Below are 20200 nucleotides of genomic sequence, written 5' to 3' on the forward strand. Positions count from 1 at the left end.
TTTTGACTTTTAAATCTTTTGATCTTTTAGCCCCGTACCGATGGAGCAAGGGCGCAGGGATTGATTAGGAGAGCACGGGTTTTGTAGGGGCGCGGTACGGGGCGTAGGGTAGCGATGTCACGCGCCAGCGTGGCGGGCGGTTGGGCACATGGGCACCGAGGGAGGAACCTCTACATTCCCCAGCCACCGCTCAGACTGAGACTGAATGCCTTTATGCCTAGGGAGTCCCATTATTAAAAGGGATTGGGGGGTCTGGGGGGAAGCTCTGCTTGCCCGCCCAGCGGGTCTGGGCAGCGCCCAGTGGGGTTCGGGGCGAAGCCCTGAGATCTTTTGATCTTTTAGCCCCGTACCGATGGAGCAAGGGTGCAGGGATTGATTAGGAGAGCACGGGTTTTGTAGGGGCGCGGTACGGGGCGTAGGGTAGCGATGTCACGCGCCAGCGTGGCGGGCGGTTGGGCACAGAGTGGCTGGGGAGAAAAACCCGCTTGGGCACATGGCTGATGGGGGAAATCACATCATGCGCCCCAACCACAGCCCGGACCTAAACCCCGCTGGGGCATTTGGCATCCCCTATTGGAGGTCCCTTGAAAAAAGCCTCAAGGGACCCCCAATAGGGGATTAAAAGGCTGGCTCGCTGGTCGCTAAGCGGCAAAAAGACGCCGCTTAGCTCCCCTGGCGAAGGGCGAGCCTAAAAGCCAAGAAAAATCAAAAGATCAAAAGCAAAACCCTGGGAGGAGACAGAGAACTTCTCCCCCCAGACCCCCCTCTAACCTTTTTTTAATCATAGAAGCTAAGAAATTAAGTGCAAAACCTAAAGAACGCGCAAAACCCTGAGAGGCAACATAGAACACCTTCCCCCTCCAACCCCCCATTATCGGTGCCACCATGGCCCCACGCAAAATTATCCATATCGATATGGATGCCTTCTTCGCATCCGTAGAACAACGCGACTTCCCCCACCTACAAGGTAAACCCGTGGTAGTAGGCGGCCTAGGCCCCCGCGCCGTAGTGGCCGCCGCCAGCTACGAAGCTCGCCAATTCGGTATCCACTCCGCTATGCCCATGGGACGCGCGAAAAACCTGTGCGACCAACTCATCATCCAACCAGGCCGTATGCAAACCTACAAAAATGAATCCCACCACATCCATGCCATCTTTCAACGCTACACCAACCTCATCGAACCCCTCTCCCTAGATGAAGCCTACCTGGACGTCACAGAAAATTTTCTAAACCTCAATTCCGCAACCCAAATCGCCCAACAGATCAAAACCGCAATCTGGGAAGAGACCCATCTCACCGCCTCCGCCGGAATATCCGTCAATAAAATGCTGGCAAAAATCGCCTCCGCTATGAATAAACCCAATGGCCTAACCCTTATTCGACCCGAACAAGCCGCCCAATTTATCGACACCCTACCCGTTAAACGCTTTCACGGTATCGGCCAACGTACCGCCGAACGCATGCTGCAATTGGGTATCGAAACCGGCGCACACCTGCGCCAATGGGACCGCATAACGCTGATTAAATGGTTCGGTAAAGCCGGTGGTTTCTATCACGAGCTGGCCCACAATATCGATAACCGCCCCGTTAACCCCAACCGAGAACGTAAATCCGTCGGTGCTGAACACACCTTTGACCAAGATATTTTTGCCAAACCCCTCATGCAACAAGCACTCAATACCATCCTTGCCGAACTGTGGAACCGCTTAGATCAACTTCAACTGCGCGGCTCAACCCTGACCCTAAAAATTAAATTTGCCGATTTTCAACAAATCACCCGCGCCCATACCGCACAACAGATTATCTCTACCCAAGCCGAAGCCGCCCGCATTATCACCGCCCTACTGCAACGCGAACCCCTCTATGATCGGGGTGTACGTCTACTGGGTATCAGCATGGGCCATCTTTGCTCCAGTCAAACAGCCACCACCCAACCCCAACAACTGAGCCTGTTCTAGGAGTAAGCCCATGCCCCCCCTGCCCGCCACCATGACCGGAATATGGTTTAACCAAGGTCAGGCCCAGTTGCGCCATGATCTACCCCTGCCCCAACCCGCGCCCCATGAAGCGCTCATCCATATGCAGTGGGTGGGGCTTTGTCATACCGATTGGGATTTGCTCAAGGGTTACAAAAATTTCACGGGCATTCCTGGCCATGAGTTTGTTGGACGGGTGATCCAGTGCCAAGATCAAACCTGGATGGGTAAACGGGTGGTGGGTGCCATTAATAGCCATTGCGGTCACTGTCGCTGCTGCCTGCGGGGTGCGGTTAGTCACTGCGAGCAACGTAATGTGTTGGGTATTTTAAACCGCCCTGGGGCATTGGCAGAATTTTTAACCTTACCCCTAGAGAATCTCTACGAGCTCCCCCATGCCATGCGCGATAAGCAGGCGGTGTTTACTGAGCCATTAGCCGCCGCAGGACGCATTGTGCAACAGGCCCCTGTCACACCGGGTGAAGCGGCTTTGGTTATTGGAGATGGCAAATTGGGTCTATTGGTGGCCCAGGTATTGGCCATGCATGGCGCGGTTGTACGATTGGTGGGCCGGCATCCCCAGCGTTGGGAGCCATTGCATCGCTGTGGAGTTGAGGGTGTGTTGGTCGATGAGATAACGGTTGCCCCTCTTATGGATCGGGTGGTGGTGTGTGGGGGGGGTGATGCGGGGTTACGAATGGCCCAAGCTATGGTTCGCCCTACGGGATTATTGATGATTAAATCGACATTTGATGGTGTCACGGGGTTGGATCTAAATGATGTGGTGATCCGAGAGCTGCGGGTGATGGGTTCACGCTGTGGTGATTTTGCACCGGCTTTAGCTTGGTTAGCGCAGGCAAGGGTGGAGACGGATTTTTTGATCGAGGGGTGTTTTGGATTGACCCAAGCAGAGCAGGCCTTGGCGCAGGCTTTTCGTCCTGGCGTATTAAAAATTCTTGTTCAAAATGATCTAAAAATTGTCCATAGGTAGGCTTGTTTGAGCGGTGCGTCAATGTTTTACCGCATAAATCTTGTAGAGTTCACAGGATGAGGGAATGCCATATTTTGGTCATGGTATTTTTACTCAATTGATGTGTGATTTTCATGTCTAACCTCTATACATGCGCTGCGTAAGTGGTCGCTTGGCTACTTTGTTATCTTAAAGAAAAGCCATTAGGAGGCTTTTTCTGTCATGTTTTACCGTCGACTGATCAAGTGGCTTCGTTGGTTGTACTGTCCGACGCGTTACTGTTTGGTTCCTGTTCGTATGCATCCTCTTACTGTGGAGAAGTTTCGGCGGTTTTGATCCTCACTTCCCAACTGTGCCCACCTTGCTTGCCTGCCACACGCCCTCGATTGTTTGACTTCAAACCCTGCTGTGTCTCCTTGGGAAGGCATGGCGGGGTTACTCCTCTCTTTGGGAGGGGGGAAAGTTTTCTCTCTTCTTAGGGTTTTGTGCTTTCTTTAGGTTTTGCGCCTAAGGGTCTAGCTTCTATTATTGAAAAAAGGTTAGAGGGGGGTCTGGGGGGAGAAGTTCTCTGTCTCCCCCCAGGGTTTTGCTTTTGATTTTTTGATTTTTCTTGGCTTTTCGGCTCGCCCTTCGCCAGGGGAGCTAAGCGGCGTCTTTTTGCCGCTTAGCGACCAGCGAGCCAGCCTTTTAATCCGTATGGACGGGGAAATTGGGGCTTTTTTCAATTTCCCCGTCCATACGGATGCCAAACGCCCCAGCGGGGATCAAGCTTAGGCTGTGGTTGGGGTGCATGATGTGATTTCCCCCACCAGCCACCATGTGCCCAAGCGGGGTTTTCTCCCCCACCAGCCACCATGTGCCCAAGCGGGGTTTTCTCCCCCACCAGCCATGTGCCCAACCGCCCGCCACGCTGGCGCGTGACATCGCTACCCTACGCCCCGTACTGCGCCCCTACAAAACCCGTGCTCTCCTAATCAATCCCTGCGCCCTTGCTCCATCGGTACGGGGCTAAAAGATCAAAAGATTTAAAAGTCAAAAGATCTCAGGGCTTCGCCCCGAACCCCACTGGGCGCTGCCCAGACCCGCTGGGCGGGCAAGCAGAGCTTCCCCCCAGACCCCCCAATCCCTTTTCATAATGACACTCCCTGGGCATAGAGGCATTCAAGATCCCTTGCATAGACCACCCTCTACCTACCCCCAATCTTACAAACCCCCATCAGCCACCCTAGACCCCCACCCAACAAACATGAAAAACTAACCCGTAAACTCAAAAAAATAGATCAAAGGATTACGCCCTTGAACTTTACCTTTATCCACTGCGCCGACATTCACCTCGATAGCCCCATGCAAGGGCTCGATGCCGCCCTGCGCAAAAAATTACCCCCAAACCTGCTGGAAAACCTCACCCGTAACGCCTGGAACAGACTCGTCGATGAGGCCATCTCCAAACAGGTCGCCTTCGTAGCCGTGGCCGGCGACCTCTACGATGGCGATTGGAAAGATTATCGAACCGGCCACTTTTTAGCCGGTAGCGCTAAACGACTGCACCAAGCCAATATCCCTCTCATCATCCTGCTCGGTAACCATGACGCCCAAAGTAAATTAACCAAAAAATTAAGCATGCCCCCCAATGTCACCATCCTCGACCACCATAAACCACAAACCATTCTACTCCATGACCTGCATACCGCCATCCATGGCTGGAGCTACCCCCACCCCGCCATCTCCGAAAATATGGTCATCCACTACCCACCAGCCCACCCCGAATACTTTAATGTGGGGCTGCTCCATACCGCCATGGATGGCCGCGAAGGACATGACCCCTACGCCCCCTGCCACCTTAATGACCTGCTCACTCTAAATTATGATTACTGGGGCCTGGGCCACGCCCACCGCTTTGAACAACTCAACCAAACACCACCCATCTGCTACAGCGGCAACCTGCAAGGTCGACACATCCGCGAAACCGGCACTAAAGGCTACCTGTTGCTCCAAGTGGATAAACAGACCGTTACAGAGATTACCCACTGCCCCGTCCATACCCTGCGCTGGGAACAGTGTACCATTGCCCTAACCGAGCAAGATGAATCCTCCTGGCTCAAAGCCATTCGCCACCAACTGCAACAACTCGACCCTAACCAGCCCACCCTGGTACGCCTAACCCTACAAGGCCATAGCCCCCTGTTTAGAGATCGTGACCGCCTCTATGCCGAATGCGAAGCCGCCGCCCAAGAGATCCATGATCAACTGTGGATTGAACAAGTTAAAATGAGCAAAACCACCCAACCCCAACCCCTCGGAACCGATAGCGGCCACACCCTGCTCAATTTGGCCAACCAGCTCAGCCAGTCACCCCAACAACAACAGCTCCTGCGTGACGCTCTGCTGGAACAGATGCGCGGCCCTGCCAAAAAACGGCTCGAAATCCTGCTACAAGAGGGAGCCCTAAACAACGCCATCGAAGATGGCTTGGCTCAACTGGAGCCTATTCTTAACGGAGACAATCCATGAGAATCAACCATCTCACCCTCTCCCGCTATGGTCATTTTACCGATCGCCACCTGCCCCTTGGCCACCCCTCAAACCTTACCTTGCTGGTGGGCGCTAACGAAGCCGGTAAATCCACCACCCTGCATAGCATTCTTGACCTATTGTTTGGTATTGAGCCCCGTTCCAGCTATAATTTTCTACATAACTATCATGATATGCGTTTAGAGGCCGAACTTGACCACCAAGGTCAAAGACACCTTATAAAACGGCACAAAGGCAATAAAAACACCCTGCGCGGCGCCAACGACCAACCCTTGCCCGAACATTTATTAACCGACATGTTGGCCGGTATGCAACGCGCAACCTACCAAAACCTGTTTGCCCTCAATCATGAGCAACTGCGCCTTGGTGGTAACAAGATGACCCTCGCCGAAGGGGATTTAGGCGAGCTGCTGTTTGGGGCCTCTGGCGCACTGCAAGGGGCCGGCAGCATTAAAACCCAACTGAATAAAGAGGTGGAGCGCTGGCACGGCCTTAACAAGCGCAGCGGCCCCATGGTCGACGCCACCAACCGGTTAAAGACGGCCCAAACCGAGCTGCACGCCATTACCGTCACCGATCATCAGTGGCAACAGTGTCAAGCCGCGTTTGAACAGGCCAAAAATCACCATCAACAGGTCAACCAAAGCTATAAAACCCAGCTCAAACAGCTCGCCGAGCTGCAACGCCTCAAGCAGCTCATCCCCCATCTGCTTGAGCTGCAACAGTTGGAAAACCAACGCACCCCGCTGCTGCACGAACCCCGCCTGGATGCCAACCTGCAACAACAATGGCAGACCCTAGAAGGGCGTTGGATGACCCTGCAAGGCGAGCTTGATCGCATCCACACCCTCCAACACAGTACCCAACAGCGGCTGGATGAGCTGCCCGCTGCGGTTAACTGGTTACACCGAGAGCAAGAACTTACCCTGTTGGAAGAGAGCCGCACCCAGGTGCTGGGCGACCAACACCGCACCCCCAAGCTCAACCAGGAGATCCAACAGCTGGATGACCAAATCCGCACCCTGGCCATTCAGCTCGGCAAATCCCCCAACAGCGATTGGCGTACCCTGCAACAGCAGCAACCCACCACCCTCCAGATTCAACGCCTCAACGAAGCCATGGCCAGCCATGCCCGATGGGAACAGAGCTATCAACAGAGCCACTCCCAACAACTCACCATCCAGCAGCGGGTCAAAGCGCTAGAGGCACAACAGACCACTCAGGCCCTTTCGCCCCTACACCTGGAACAGCTTAAAACCGCCCTTGCGCAATTGGGCAATCACGCCCCCTTGCACCACTATAACCAGTGCCAGGAACGCCAAGTTGAGCAGCAGAAAAAGCTCGCCCTCAGCCTTGCCCAACTGCCCTGCTGGAATGGGGATCTAACCGCCCTACAACAGCTTATTATTCCCGCTCAAAGCCTGCTCCAGTCCCACACGGAACAGTTTCAACTGCTGCAAAAAAAAGAGGCTCAGCACCAACAACACAGCGAGCATCTCCAACAGCGTATGACCCAGCTACAAAACCAGTTACACACCTTGCAACAGCAGGGTGATCTGCCTACGCCTGAGCGTATTCAGCAGCTACGCCAACAGCGCGATACCCTCTGGCAGCAGCTCTTGCACCATTGGTCTGACACATCCCCCCAGCAACAACACAACTATGCGGCCCTGGTCCAGCAAGCCGATCAACTGGCCGATGCCCGGGATCACCACGGTCAGCAGATTCACGCCCTGCAAAAGGCCCAAACCGAGGTGCAACACCAACAACAGTTGCTCCATAACCATCAACAACAGGGGCACGCGCTGCACCAGCAACAGCAGCAGTGGTGGCAACAATGGCGCAAGCTTTGGCCCACCAGCCTGCACGGGCTAGAGCCCCAAGCCATGCAGCGTTGGCTGGAGCAACGCCAAACCGTTTTACAAAACCAGTGCGATCTACACGCCCTGCAAACCCAGTTTGGCATAGCCCAACAGCAGCTTGCTGAAGCCTGCACGACCCTGCGCCAAACCCTGCACCCCTGGCCCCAACCCGGCGATGACAGCGCCCCCTTTGCCACCCTCTTTGGCCGGGTCGAAGCAACCCATAGCTGGGCCCAAAAAGAGCTGGCGAAACAAGAGGCCGCCCAAAACCACCTGCTTGAAGCAAAACAGCAGATGGCCCAACTACAAAGCCAATTACAAGCGTTACAAAAAGCGCAAGAGCAGTGGCAAAAACCCTGGCAGGCTACCCTAACAGAGCTGCAACTTTCCCCCCTGTTACAGCCCAGTGAAGTTGTTAACCTACTTAACCAATGGCAGTTATTGACTCAATTGCTGCAACAACGCAGCCACATGGACCACGAAGCCGCCGCCATAAACCAACGTGAAACGCTCTTTAATGAACAGGCCGATACCCTGTTAAGCGAAGTAGGCTGGGCTCCCCAACATCCAGAGCAACGTATGCAGGCCGTCGCCGTCTGGAAAGAGGCCTTTACCCAGGCCCGTAGTGTGGAAAAACAGCGCCACGCTTGGCAGCAAGAGCTGGCCGAGCAGCAGCAACGCCATCAGCAGTTACAAGCCGACCACGCCGATCTTGCCGCCCAGCGGGCTGCCCTGCTGCATCACTGTCAAGTGGGGGATGCCAGCCAAATGGCGGAGCGTTTCGAGCGAGCCCGACAGCGGCGTGAGCTCGATCAGCAGTGGCAACAGAAACAACAGCAGGTCTTGGCGGTTGCCGAAGGTTGGAGTGTGGACGAAGCGAAAGCTGCCGTCACCGATCTGGATTTGGAGGAGATTCAACAGCAGATTCACCACACCGAGCAAAGCTTAGCCGACTGGCAGAACCGCCAAGAGCAGGCCAACCAAGCGTTGACCGCCGCTGCCCAGCGTATGGAGGAGCTTAAACGGGGTGATCCCGTGCAGTTGGCCCAAGCGTTGGCCGATGCCGAAGCGGAGTTGACCCACGTAACCCGTCAATGGATGGCGGCTTTTGTGGCCGAACAGCTTTTTCAAACCGCCCTGGAACAGTTTTCCCTCACCAACCAAGGACCGGTTTTAAAGGCTGCTCGCCACCACTTTAGCCAACTGACCAACGGGCGCTATCCAGATCTGGTCATCGACTATGCCAGCGGTACAAATCCCACTCTCATGGTCAAAAAGCGCTGTGGGGGCACCCTCATCATCGACGCCCTAAGTGAAGGTACCAAAGATCAACTCTACCTAGCTCTACGCTTGGCTGCGGTAGAGCACCATGTGGATCAGTTGGGTTATGGTCTACCCTTTATCGCCGATGATCTGTTTGTTAATTTTGACGATACGCGCACCATGGCGGGACTGCAAACCTTGGCGCAGCTTAGTAAAAAGACCCAAGTGCTGATTTTCACCCACCATCCCCACCTGGTCGCTCTGGCTCAAGCGCAGTTGGGGACGCAGCTGCATGTGGTGCAGCTCAGTTAAAGTAGAACGCTGGGGATAACAGCCCGCCCATGGCGGGCTGAGCGTCACCACCCGCGCCGGATTTATACAGCTGCTGGCCTCGACAAATCCCCCGACCCGTTACGGTGGCGAACCTGCCCCATCTGGTGCTTTTTTCGGCTCATAGAGGGGTAAAAAGAGCGGGCAGGATTGATTGTTCCAACCCTGCTGTTTGGGGCTCTCCATATGCATAACAGGTCGCTTGTTAGGTTTAGCCCGCTTGGGTTGATGGCTGCTCAATAGATGCAAAATCGTCTCGCCTTCCTGCATGGCGGTCAAAAAATGTTCGCTGATCTGCCACTGGGGATCAAGCAGTGGCGATTCGGCCAAATGCAGCATGCTGGCGGCAATATCCAGAGCGCGCAGGGTACGCTCCAGATCCCCTGGGCTGGCGTTGTTGGGTCTGGCGGCCTGCTCTAACTCCTGAATCACCAAATCCAGCCGCACATCCAACTGCCGCATCATATCGCGCATCTCAGAGGCCGCGTGACCCACTTTGGTCAAGGCATGCACCGTGTCCCGCATATCCTGCACCGCCTCATCGCTGCGGTCCAGGTTTGTCTGGGCCGCTTGCATCGCTTGTTGGGCCTGCTCAGAACGGTCTAAAAAGGTCTGAATGAGCGCCTTTTCCAAGCGTCTACGCCGTCCAAAGGGCATCCAACGGCCATGCTTTTGCTCGCTGACCTCGGTTACCCCCTGCACCAACCAACGTATGGCTGTATTGGCCTTAATACGTTTGACCAAGTGCATAATGCAACACGATCCAGAGCCCTCTTCACAGGCACCTTGGGCACCAAAAGCACCAACCCCAATCAAGGCCGAATGGACCCGCTCGGCATGACTGTCATGCATAATTATGGCCGCCTTGGCGCACAACAGTTTCATGCGGGTTAAACGGTTTAACAACCGTGTGTGTTTGGAATCCGCAATGCCAGGAATGCGTTGGCTTACCTGCTCAATCTGGCCTAAGCGGCGCTGCATAATATCCAACCGCAAACTGCCCAAACCCTCCAATTCCCAAATCACCGCTTGGGCCACATCCCGTAACCGGTCGCGGGCCTCTTGAAAGCTCTGCTGAGCATGTTGATCCATTGAGGCCGCCGCGCGTGCCTGCTGTTCGGCGCGAGCCCCCTCCTGCAACGCCATACCCGCTAAGACACCCTTTGCCAACAGATGCATGGGAAACATAGTGTGCCACCCTTATTGAACACCGTACTGATCCATGAAAAAATGGAATCGCCATTCCTAGGCAATCACTTACTACCAAGCAGTTATAAGGCCATATTGCTATCCAGTCAGCATTGAATCGTTCAATGCTTAACATTCATGAAACCATGTTTGTAGACTTTTTTCATGAATTATTTCAGCTTATTATTGTTTAATGCCACCATGAAGGACGGGAAATGAATTTTGGGTGATGGTTCGGGAATCTTTATGCAACGCGCTCTACATTATGATAACCAGCATGCCCGATGCGTTTTGCTTGGTGGGCGGGGGGAAGGCACCACAAAAAAAGTGGGCACCTCTTTCTAGGCAGAGAAAAAGGTGCCCATTAAGGGTCATTACAGGTCTACTGAACGGGGGAACTTTTTCCAGGACCATCGCACCGTCCACCACCACGCTGACCGCGTGGGTGGTGTCCACGACCCTTAAACTCAAACATCTGTTGACGCGCTTCCGGTGACAAGGTGGCCGCCGCTTGCATCATCATACGGTGAACCGACTCTTGCGCCTGTTGAGCCTGTAGTCGCAGCTCGCGAAAAGCCTGCTCAAGGGCCACCTGATCCACCGGATCGGTGATTAATAGCTGGTGTACCTCTGCCTTTTTTACACGCAATTGGCGTAATGAGTTATCCATGGTGGGCATGTGTACCTGCATGATGGGCGTCAATTTTTCACGCGCCTGATCATCCAGGTTCTGCATGGCCAGCCCCATCCTATAGGGGTTGCTGCTCAACGAACCATGCATGGCCAGATAGAGTGGACCACAGCGCCAATAAGAGACACCCAACATACCCACAAAAAACAGATTTAAGGCAACCGAACCAAACATCACCACCACCAACCAACGCGGGAACGTTCTCATGGCTCCCACTCCGTGAAGGATTCTGGCCCGTAAGCCAGGAGCTGCCAAGTTTCCATGGTCTGACTCTCTGCCAACAAAGGCTCGCTGGGGTTTATATCCGGAATCTGCAATCCTACCAGCACCCCAAACAGTACCGAAGCCGCCAACGCCAAGGCCGGCTGCCAAACCCGCTCAAAAGGCCACCACGGGGTAAACAAGCGCTGGCGGGGGGCTCGTGGCAACTCTTGTAACAACCGGCCTATCAGCGCCCCATGTGCCAAGGCCGGTGGTGCCGCATCCAGCAGCTCATCCAGTTGTTGCGCTTGCGCCAAGATTGCCTGCATGGCAGGTTTACGGGCCAGCAGGTCCAGTGCTTCCTGTCGTTCAAATAGGGGCCAGCGCGTGGCTTGCGCCCCGTAGGCCTCGATTAACGTTTGCAAACGCGCTTCATCCATGGTCTCTCTCTTGTCTGCCATGATGCGCTCCTATACCCCACGTTCCAAATCCGCCAGCATCACCCGTAACTGCTTGCGTCCCCGACTGAGCAGTGACTCCAACGCTTTGACCCCTATGTTCATGATCTCCGCCGCCTCTTGCTGACTAAAACCTTGATGATGCACCAAGGTAATGGCCGCGCATTGACGCTTGGGTAGTGCCGCCAAGGCCGACTCAATACGCGCAGCCTTCTCTTGACGGTGGTGGTGCTGGAGCAGATCCTGGCGGGGATCTTCTGGCTCTGCAATACTATCCAGTGCCACCCCTTTTTTGCATCTAAGGCGGTCTATACAGAGGTTGTAGGTCACGCGATGCAGCCATGTGTTAATGCGAGCCTCAGGCCGCCAACTGGCGGCCTGCTGCCATAACCGCAAAAAGGCATCCTGCACCACATCATCGGCCTCAGACTCCCACCCCTCCAAGAGCCGTCGCGCCAACCCATAAAGCGCATGGGCATGACCGCGCACCAGCTGCTGAGCCGCTTGCTCATCCCCACCAGCTACCCTTTGCAGCAGTTCTGCATCGGCATAAGCGGCGTCTAGGCGTTGAGCTTCGTCACGATTGGCCAATTGAAGCATGCCTCATTCAACCCGATTTGGGAGGGGGGCGGGAAACACTGACCCCCTCCAATTTACCCTTATTGAGCGTTAGGAGCGTACCAGCCAGGGGCATAACCATAGGCCCACGGAGGTATGCCATATCCAGGGTTCATGGTGTAGCCAGGGTTCATGGTGTAGCCAGGGTTCATGCCATAACCGCGGTTCATACCACGACCCATGCCAGGCTGCATACCACAGCTTTGCCCCCTCATCTTATTATGATACCCCTGACCCATACCTTTACCTTGGCCCATACCCATACCTTGGCCCATACCCATACCTTGGCCTGGACCCATACCGAAACCCTGTCCAGGCTTTCCTGCGACAAATTCGCTGCTCTCTACTTTGCCATCTTTATTGGTATCTAGGTTGTCCAACATGCTCTCAATGCGGGCTTTGCGGCGGGCTTGCTTGGCTTGTAAAATCTCGTCAGCGGTGACAAATCCATCTTTGTCGGTATCCATCGCTTCAAAGCGCTCGGTGCGATGCGCACTCCACTCTTCAGCGGAGACGGTACCGTTGCCATCGGTATCCGCCAGACGCATACCATGGCCCTTGCAGCCACACCCCCCAAAGCCACCATTTGGACCAGCCCACAGATTTTCGCTAGCGACCAGCCCCATACCCAAGATAGCGGTTAATGCGATTAATGCCGTTCCCTTTTTCATGACACGCTCCGATAGGTTATTGAGCATGGGACACGCTGTCTCATCTGCTCTTGCCTATTAAACGTCAGGGGAAAAACGATTCCTTCGCGATGGTGGGGATTTTTTTTAGCAACCCATTATCCATGCATGGGCCATCTATAGGGTCTGTTGATCCATACATACCATGATTCAGGTTGCCAGGATATTGCACCCCATCAACCTACGGGTATCACAAACCATTTAGCTCGTTGGGTCGGCTGAGCTGAGCAGATCTTGCACCGTCACCCCTTGCAAGGCGTGCCGGATCGCTTCGTTGATAACCACCCAATGGGGGCGCATATGGCAGGCATCGAACTGCTCACAGTGGTCGGTCTGCTCGTCATCACAGCAATCGGTAATGGCAACGGCGGTGCCTTCAAGTGCGGTTATCAACGCCTCCAGTGAGATCTCTAGAGGCAATTTTGCCAACCGATAACCACCTTTTAACCCGCGCACACTGCACAACAGTTCAGCCCGCACCATAATCTTGAGTACCTTACGTACACTGGGTTCCGGCAGCTTGGTATGCTGAGCAATCTCGCTGGCACTATGCACCCGTTCTGGAGCCTTGGCCATATGCATCATTACCAAGGTACCATAGTCAGTCATTCGGCTCAGACGTAACATGAATCGCGCACCTCTGCGGCATGGGATGGATGGATAGCCGGGCCATCATCGCATATACAGACCACAGATTGGTACTATTAAGATGGCGTCACCTCGGCCAACCAGCGCCCTCTCCCCATGGGTCACGCCCATACATGTTGCTTTTTCTCCACCTTAGGCCACGGTAAAACGACGCACCATTTCATTTAACTTGCCACTGGTTTGGGCCAGCTGTTCGGCGTAGTCGCTTACCTCCTGGGAGATACCTTCAAACTCACTGGTTACATGACCAATATTGTCCATGGTAAGGGCAACCCGACGGGTTGTTTCTGCTGCTTCGGTCACAAAATCGCTAATTTGCCCTTGGGTAAGGGAGGCCTCCTCAACCTGATGATTGATCATACCTACCCCGCTACTGCTTTCAGAAACCCGGGCCGCAACCTCACCAATACCCTGTGCAATCTCCCCTAAGGATCGCGATGCCTCGCCCATCTGTCCCGTCAAAGTACCCATTTGTTTCGATAGGCCATCGGTATTGGTTGCGGTTAAGTCCATGGTTTCTGAGACGCGGGTTAGAATGCTCTCCTGCTCATCCGCCACCTGATTGATGCTGGCATTCTCTTCATGAATACGTTGAATTACCTTGGTCATCTCCGCACTACTACGGGCTACCTGACCACTGCTATCTTGAATATTATCCACTTGGTGGCCAATATTGAAGGTCGCCTCTGCCGTCTGCCGCGCCAGCTCTTTAACCTCGTTGGCGACCACGGCAAAGCCTTTACCCGACTCCCCAGCACCGGCGGCTTCAATGGATGCATTCAGGGCCAACATATTGGTCTGCTCCGCAATATCATTGATCAAGCCCACCACCTTACCAATCTCAAGGGCGGATTTTTCCAACTCACCAGCCAACCGATTGGTGGTCTGCACCTGCTGCTGCGCCTGTTCAGAACCTTGGCTGGCACTGGTGCAGCGTTGACGCATCTCCCGCACAGCCAACGCCAACTCGGTTACCGCCTCACGCACCGTATGTACGGCATCGCGGTTCTGGTTGGCCCCTTCGTAAAGGTGCTCTAGCGAGCCATCTACCAGCTTTACGGCTGTGGCTACGCCGGACAAACCTGCATCCGCCTGTTCACTGGCCGCAGAAATCGCACTCATGTCACTGCTCATATTGGCAATGGTATGGGAGATCGTATACAGGTTTTCAGTGCTGTTACCCACGGCGGCCGATACCTCGGTCATTTTTTGACTAACCTCTTTAGAGGTATCACACGCTTGGTTGGCGTGGCTTCGCATATCCCCGGCTCCACGGGTGAGCAGGTTGGACATTTTTAACAATTTTTGCGACGCTTGCCCCATATGCTGTGACTGCTGGGTAATCTCCTGCACCAACTGCTGGAGGGATTGGGTCATCTGTAACATGGCATTAACAATGCTGTCGGCATGGCTCTTACGAGCCTTATCTAGCGTTTTATCACCTATGACCAAATTACCTCGGGCTACCCGACCGGCCATGTGCGCCAGATCCTTGGGTTCACACCCCAAGGCGTTTAAAATAGAGCGCCCTACCAGCAAACCAAAGACTAGAGTCAATGCCACAAATCCCATCAGATAAATTGCGGCCGTTCGAGCATCACCCTTAAAAATTTCATCCACATCATCAATATAGATGCCCGAACCGATGATCCACCCCCACGGCTGAAATTTTTTTACGCTAGAGACTTTAGGCGAGGGTTCCGTGGCGTTGGGCTTGGTCCAATGGTACTCCACCAGAGCATCGTCAGCCTGTTGCAGCGCGGTGACCATCGCCACAAACAGCCGTTTACCCGCTTGATCGGTTACCTCTGTCAGGTCTTTGCCATCCAACGCCGGTTTAAGTGGATGCATAATCATGGTGGGATGACTGTCATTTATCCAAAAATAGTTACTCCCATCATATCGCAACACCTTAATCATATTTTTGGCCTGTTCTTGCGCCTGTTGGGTGCTCAAACGGCCCTGCTGCTCCAAGGCATTAAAATGTGCCAAAATGGTGTAGGCTGACTCAACCTGCATGCGCACAAAGCTATACCGATCTTCTAACATGCGCTCCTTTTTGGAGGCTATTAAAATCACCCCTATCAGTACCATGAACAGACTGGCTACACCGATAATCATACCTACACGAGCGCGCAAAGAAGTCTCGGAAAGTTGTAGCATTTTAACTTACCTTATAGAAAGTTTTCGTTTCACTCACCCAATCAACCTTAAACCTATAACCGTTGAATACGCCTTTGTTTACCGTGATGTTTGATGATAAATATTGATTGTTCCACATATCACGTTCACCCTATCTGTGTACATATAGCCTCTCTTCACCCGTTTTTTGAGTGACTTCATTTTATTATAGTGAACAAATGCATCTAATAGTTACAGTTAGTTTCGATTTGTTTCTTTTTTTATCTCATAACTCTCATTAAGCACTTTAGAATATTTCAATATTATGTTGAATGCGTCCCTATACGTACGGTGGTTTTATATATACAGACTTATTCATATGGCTTTATTAAAAACCAAAGGCGCGGCTGTTCACTTGTGCATTTCCGCCCTACGGCACCCTTGACCTGCCAAACGGCTGGCGCGCGAGCTTAACCTTCGATCTTAACGGTTGCTCTTGGCCTGCTATAGCGCCATACTTGACAGGTTTTTTTCAGATGTTTAGCGCCAATGCAGGCCATGCATCACGGCCATCTCATACGGTTTGTCGTGGCTTTACCCCACATGGGTTTAGGGGCTGCCCCTAAGCCGCCAAACCTTGTTCGATTTACCCGTGCTGGGAGACGCGATCCTATGCAGCTACCGTGGCAGCAGCTGTTGAGTACCCAACGTTCCGGTCATCAAACCCGTAGCGAACATGATCGGCGTAACCCTTTTGAAACCGATCTGGACCGCATCACCTTTTCTACCCCCTTTCGGCGCTTAAAAGATAAAACCCAAGTACATGCTCTGCCCGATAACGACCATGTGCGCAACCGTTTAACCCACAGCTTGGAAACCGCTTCGGTGGGACGCTCCCTTGGCGTTTTGGCGGGAGATCGGCTTTGTGATCGGTCTGGACATTGCGAGGGTCTGACCCCACCCCACTTTGGCTATGTGGTGCAGGCCGCTTGTCTGGCCCATGATATTGGCAACCCCCCCTTTGGTCATGCGGGCGAGGATGCCATTCGCAGTTGGTTCAAACAAAACAGCACGGTTTTGGCCGATCTTACCGAACCACAGCGTTTGGATTTTCTCCATTTTGAAGGGAACGCCCAGGGCTTTCGCATCCTCACCCAACTGGAATATGGACGCCGTGAGGGGGGCTTGCGGCTGACCCATGGGGTTTTGGCAGCCTTTAGTAAATATCCCCGCAGCGCACGGCCAGTAACCGGTTTGGGGGCTGGTCAGCGAAAAAATGGACTCTATCAATCCGAACTGGACCAATTTAGCCAAGTTGCGCACACCACCGGCCTACGCCAAGTGGCCCAACAGGCTTGGCAGCGCCACCCCATGGCCTATCTTATGGAAGCCGCCGACGATATTTGCTATGCCCCCATTGACCTGGAAGATGGCTTTGAATTGGGGTGGATACCCTTTGACCACATTCAGGCGCTTCTGGCTCCCATCGCCCAGTTTGAGCCCCGCAATCGTGGCTCGCAGCTGGAGCAAGTGCGTTTTTTGCGCACCATGGCCATCACCAAGTTAATTGAAGCCGCCGTGGATCAATTTGTCACCCACCTTCCCGCCATCATGCAGGGTACCTACCCCCACACTTTGCTGGAAAGCTCCCCCTTGGCACAAGCCGTTAAAACCGCCAAACAGGCTGCTCGACACTCCATTTTTAACCATGAGGCCGTACTCTTGCGGATTGCTACCGGCCATCGAGTACTCACCGGCTTGCTGGATATGTTCTACCCTGTTTTTATGCGGTTGCACCAAGCCGCATGGCAGGTTCAAGCCTTGCCAACCTATGAACGCCACTTGGCACAACTGCTGGGGCAAGATCTGCTGCAAACCCTGCAAGCGCAGCCCACCCAAGATCTTTACGCGGCGTTACAGACACTGACCGACACCATCTCAGCCATGACCGACGGACAAGCCATGCGGCTGTTTCGGCGCTTAAACGGTATTCAGTTATAATGAGGGCTGAAGCACATAAGGGCCAAGGAGTCCAGCATAAAGGAGATCTGAGCCTTTTTCCTCAAGCCAGGGTTAGCCATTGAACAACAGGGGGGATCTACAAGGGTGGGGTATGCTAACGGCAGCGACCAACACCAACGATAAAGCAGCCCGAGTAGACTCACGGGCCAGATCATGAACCGCTACAAGCGTACCCACCACGAAGATGGATTTTCATCTCGTGGTGGGTACGCTTATAGCGATCTCAGAGCTGTGGGGAAATAAACCAACCATTTACTGCGGCCAGCCATTCACTGCGGGATGCCTATTTATAATCAAGGCATGCGGGGTGAGAGGTCGTCCCTGAAAATAGATAAAAAAAACCCAACCAGCGGGAGCCGATCGGGTCAGCAAGAGTTTGCACGCTGATGATTATAAAACAGAGTGGTACGTTTACAAACCCTTTTTTTGACTTTTGGATGCTTTTTTTTAGGAAACCCCTTTGAAGATGGGATTTACAGGGGGAGAAAGCGCAATTTGTCAGGTTCATTTAGGATCATCCCCGCGATGAATCATCGAAGAGAGAGCCAGGGTAGGCTCATAATGTCTACCCTATTTCCCAAGGGGGCTCAAGGAAGTTTCTCCCCAGAGAGCCTTAAATAATGGTCGCTTTCCGGTTTTAGACCGAACAGAGCAAGCACATCCTCAGGGGATTCTGTTGGGGTGCATCGAAGTGTCATCGTATCATCGACCTGCCCGTTGGCCCACAACCCAGATCGGCAACCGCTGCGTAGTTTCCATAGGGGTAGATGGCGTATGGGGCTATGTGCATCATTCCCTTGGTCATAAAAACGGGGGTGCGTTGGCGACCAGGGTTGGTGAAACCACTGTGCCTTGAGCACTCCATACAGATCGACCCATTGCATGGGCTGGCTAGGCCGTTGCGCCCAACCGGCATCACGGCTATATAGCGCCAATAGCGGTGCAAAGCCATGCTCCAAACAGCGGTTTTTCTGCCATTGCACCCCCTGCCCCATCGCCCCACCATGCAGTAGGATAATCAAAGGGCGATCTTTAAACCGCTGCTTGAGGAGCTGGATTTTCATTTGGATCGCCTGATTAAGCGACTCAAGGGCCTGTTTATAGCGCATACGTTGATGGGCCATCCATAAACCATCATCGTAGGGCACCTCAAGGGTGAGCTCTGGCAAGGCCAGATGCTCCATAATAAACAGCGGATCACCCTCTGGTACCGTGCTGTAGTCATACACGAGGGCTTGGTGGCGTGCTTGGTTAAGCTGCTCATGGCTAACCCGCCGCAGCCAATCTTGTACCAGCGGTGCCGGTATGGCGCGCAGCAACCGCTGCTCCAAGGGGTTGAGCCAAGCGTGGTTTTGGGTATGCGCCAACAGATTTTCCCCGATGTCTGCCAGATAAGGCGCTTGCTGTTGGGCATCGGCATAAAAAATTTGGTAGCCCTGTTGCCGCAGAAAGTGCAACCAGGGCCGCTGGGCCATCTGCTGCTTGACCAACCACTGCAACCATACCCTCGGCACAGGCTGCTCAATGACCCGCTCAAACAGCCGATTCTCCATACCCCACAGGCTCCACAACGCCAAGTCGGTACGGGGATGGCTCAACAGGGCATCCCTTGCCACCCTAAAGCCGTGCTGCTGTAGTGCGGTAAGAAAGGTGTGGTTATCCCCAAATGCGTTGGCCTGCAAGACATCCCCTCGGGGATAACCTTGCAGTTGGATTTGCACAATAACCGGGGCCGAGGCCATTTTTAGCGCAGGGGTGGTGTCACTGAGCGGGGGCTCTCTTAGCTGTTGCAGCCGTTGGAGCAAGCTCCAAGGTAGCTGATGCGCCAACACCAAAACCCATACCACCACCATCGCACCATTCAGCAAGAGGGTTAGACCCCTCCCCCACACGGCGCGTACCATTAAATAACCCCAGATGGTACCCATCAATAGCGCGGCGGCCCACAGAGGATCCCACTGCATCAAACTTGCGGTGCTCAAGGCCGCCACCAACATCACCCGGCTCCAGGCCCGTGACCAACCCTCCCGCAGTAAGACCAAGCCCAATAGCGCCAGCAGCACCAGCAAAAAGCCCGCCCAATTTAAAGCCGGTAGTGCCACCGGCCCCATGGTACCAATAAACAGATAGAGTGTCTGAGCATGCCCAAGCAGCAGTCGCGCCGCCGGTTCAGTTAAAATGACCATCAGAGTAAACAGCCCAGCCCGGTGGCGGTTACCCAGTAGGCTCACCCCCAGCAGATAGATCAGCAGGGTCAAACCATAAAGCAGCACAAGGGGGCGCAGGGCATACCCCCATGTGTATAGATGCGGGGCTTGTAGCCACCACCACACCACGGGCAAGGGTACCAGCAGCAGCAGATACCATGGATAGGTTGGAAAGCGACACCAGAGGGTGCCTGCACTGGGGGAATTAACCATATTCATCACAATGGGGGCATTCATGCACAAATGGGTTCGTCAACACCCAAGCAACATAGCATAGGCATCCACCGACAACCATGTCAGAGTATCTTAACGCCCTTTTAAAGCGGGGAGAGATGCAAAGGGGGTAAGCCCCTGTGAAAGGGGCTTTTGCCAAATGGAGACAAACCGTCCGCGAGATGACCAAACCCTACGGCAACCCCTCAG

The 20200-nt window shown here is 53.9% G+C and carries 13 protein-coding genes; 5 read left to right on the forward strand and 8 right to left on the reverse strand.

All coding sequences use genetic code 11. The features are described 5' to 3' along the window. Nucleotides 1–885: 885 nt before the first annotated feature. The 4 genes from dinB to MMC1_RS18160 all read left to right on the forward strand — a co-directional run bounded on the left by dinB (nt 886) and on the right by MMC1_RS18160 (nt 8916). A complete protein-coding gene (gene dinB, locus MMC1_RS18140) occupies nt 886–1959 on the forward strand; it encodes a DNA polymerase IV (protein ID WP_011715078.1) in 1074 nt (357 codons plus the stop codon). A gap of 10 nt (nt 1960–1969) precedes the next feature. Further along, nucleotides 1970–2968 (forward strand): MDR/zinc-dependent alcohol dehydrogenase-like family protein, encoded by a 999-nt coding sequence (locus MMC1_RS18145; protein ID WP_011715079.1) that lies wholly within the window; start codon nt 1970–1972, stop codon nt 2966–2968. 1275 nt (nt 2969–4243) lie between these two features. Further along, entirely contained in the window at nt 4244–5458 is a 1215-nt protein-coding gene (locus MMC1_RS18155) for a metallophosphoesterase family protein (protein WP_011715080.1), read from the forward strand. Then, the gene (locus MMC1_RS18160) at nt 5455–8916 is read left to right on the forward strand and encodes a YhaN family protein (protein WP_011715081.1); all 3462 of its coding nucleotides are present in this window, start codon (nt 5455–5457) and stop codon (nt 8914–8916) included. The genes MMC1_RS18155 and MMC1_RS18160 overlap by 4 nt, the downstream gene beginning before the upstream one ends. A 99-nt stretch (nt 8917–9015) precedes the next feature. On the opposite strand, the gene MMC1_RS18165 is transcribed toward MMC1_RS18160, so the two are convergent. The 7 genes from MMC1_RS18165 to MMC1_RS18195 form a co-directional block, all read right to left on the reverse strand. Further along, nucleotides 9016–10122, reverse strand: coding sequence for a hypothetical protein (locus MMC1_RS18165; RefSeq protein WP_011715082.1), 1107 nt, complete (start codon nt 10120–10122; stop codon nt 9016–9018). Between the two features lie 382 nt (nt 10123–10504). Beyond that, the gene (locus tag MMC1_RS18170; RefSeq protein WP_011715083.1) at nt 10505–11020 is read right to left on the reverse strand and encodes a periplasmic heavy metal sensor; all 516 of its coding nucleotides are present in this window, start codon (nt 11018–11020) and stop codon (nt 10505–10507) included. Then, nucleotides 11017–11475, reverse strand: a complete 459-nt coding sequence (locus tag MMC1_RS20715; protein ID WP_011715084.1) for a hypothetical protein — start codon at nt 11473–11475, stop codon at nt 11017–11019. The genes MMC1_RS18170 and MMC1_RS20715 overlap by 4 nt, the downstream gene beginning before the upstream one ends. Nucleotides 11476–11484: 9 nt before the next feature. Further along, nucleotides 11485–12072, reverse strand: coding sequence for a sigma-70 family RNA polymerase sigma factor (locus MMC1_RS18180; protein ID WP_011715085.1), 588 nt, complete (start codon nt 12070–12072; stop codon nt 11485–11487). A gap of 59 nt (nt 12073–12131) precedes the next feature. After that, complete coding sequence (locus MMC1_RS20720; RefSeq protein WP_011715086.1) at nt 12132–12761, reverse strand: EF-hand domain-containing protein; 630 nt, start codon at nt 12759–12761, stop codon at nt 12132–12134. 219 nt (nt 12762–12980) lie between these two features. Then, on the reverse strand, nt 12981–13406 hold the full coding sequence (locus MMC1_RS18190; protein ID WP_011715087.1) for an SUF system Fe-S cluster assembly regulator: 426 nt from the start codon (nt 13404–13406) through the stop codon (nt 12981–12983). Between the two features lie 153 nt (nt 13407–13559). Further along, complete coding sequence (locus MMC1_RS18195; RefSeq protein WP_011715088.1) at nt 13560–15590, reverse strand: methyl-accepting chemotaxis protein; 2031 nt, start codon at nt 15588–15590, stop codon at nt 13560–13562. A 630-nt stretch (nt 15591–16220) separates the two neighbouring features. On the opposite strand from MMC1_RS18195, the gene MMC1_RS18200 reads away from it, so the two are divergent. Beyond that, a complete protein-coding gene (locus MMC1_RS18200) occupies nt 16221–17549 on the forward strand; it encodes a deoxyguanosinetriphosphate triphosphohydrolase (RefSeq protein ID WP_011715089.1) in 1329 nt (442 codons plus the stop codon). Nucleotides 17550–18157: 608 nt separating this feature from the next. Here the strand turns inward: MMC1_RS18200 and MMC1_RS18205 are convergent. Further along, nucleotides 18158–20014: a hypothetical protein gene (locus MMC1_RS18205; protein ID WP_041641442.1), complete on the reverse strand. Its 1857-nt coding sequence runs from the start codon at nt 20012–20014 to the stop codon at nt 18158–18160. Between the last annotated feature and the right edge of the window lie 186 nt (nt 20015–20200).

The organism is Magnetococcus marinus MC-1, from assembly GCF_000014865.1.
GTDB classification, from domain to species: Bacteria; Pseudomonadota; Magnetococcia; order Magnetococcales; family Magnetococcaceae; genus Magnetococcus; species Magnetococcus marinus.

Bases quoted from the DNA above. Each gene is read 5' to 3' on its own strand.
- dinB (WP_011715078.1), top strand. From the start codon at position 886: ATGGCCCCACGCAAAATTATCCATATCGATATGGATGCCTTCTTCGCA.
- MMC1_RS18145 (WP_011715079.1), top strand. From the start codon at position 1,970: ATGCCCCCCCTGCCCGCCACCATGACCGGAATATGGTTTAACCAAGGT.
- MMC1_RS18160 (WP_011715081.1), top strand. From the start codon at position 5,455: ATGAGAATCAACCATCTCACCCTCTCCCGCTATGGTCATTTTACCGAT.
- MMC1_RS18165 (WP_011715082.1), bottom strand. From the start codon at position 10,122: ATGTTTCCCATGCATCTGTTGGCAAAGGGTGTCTTAGCGGGTATGGCG.
- MMC1_RS18170 (WP_011715083.1), bottom strand. From the start codon at position 11,020: ATGAGAACGTTCCCGCGTTGGTTGGTGGTGGTGATGTTTGGTTCGGTT.
- MMC1_RS20715 (WP_011715084.1), bottom strand. From the start codon at position 11,475: ATGGCAGACAAGAGAGAGACCATGGATGAAGCGCGTTTGCAAACGTTA.
- MMC1_RS18180 (WP_011715085.1), bottom strand. From the start codon at position 12,072: ATGCTTCAATTGGCCAATCGTGACGAAGCTCAACGCCTAGACGCCGCT.
- MMC1_RS20720 (WP_011715086.1), bottom strand. From the start codon at position 12,761: ATGAAAAAGGGAACGGCATTAATCGCATTAACCGCTATCTTGGGTATG.
- MMC1_RS18190 (WP_011715087.1), bottom strand. From the start codon at position 13,406: ATGTTACGTCTGAGCCGAATGACTGACTATGGTACCTTGGTAATGATG.
- MMC1_RS18195 (WP_011715088.1), bottom strand. From the start codon at position 15,590: ATGCTACAACTTTCCGAGACTTCTTTGCGCGCTCGTGTAGGTATGATT.
- MMC1_RS18200 (WP_011715089.1), top strand. From the start codon at position 16,221: ATGCAGCTACCGTGGCAGCAGCTGTTGAGTACCCAACGTTCCGGTCAT.
- MMC1_RS18205 (WP_041641442.1), bottom strand. From the start codon at position 20,014: ATGAATGCCCCCATTGTGATGAATATGGTTAATTCCCCCAGTGCAGGC.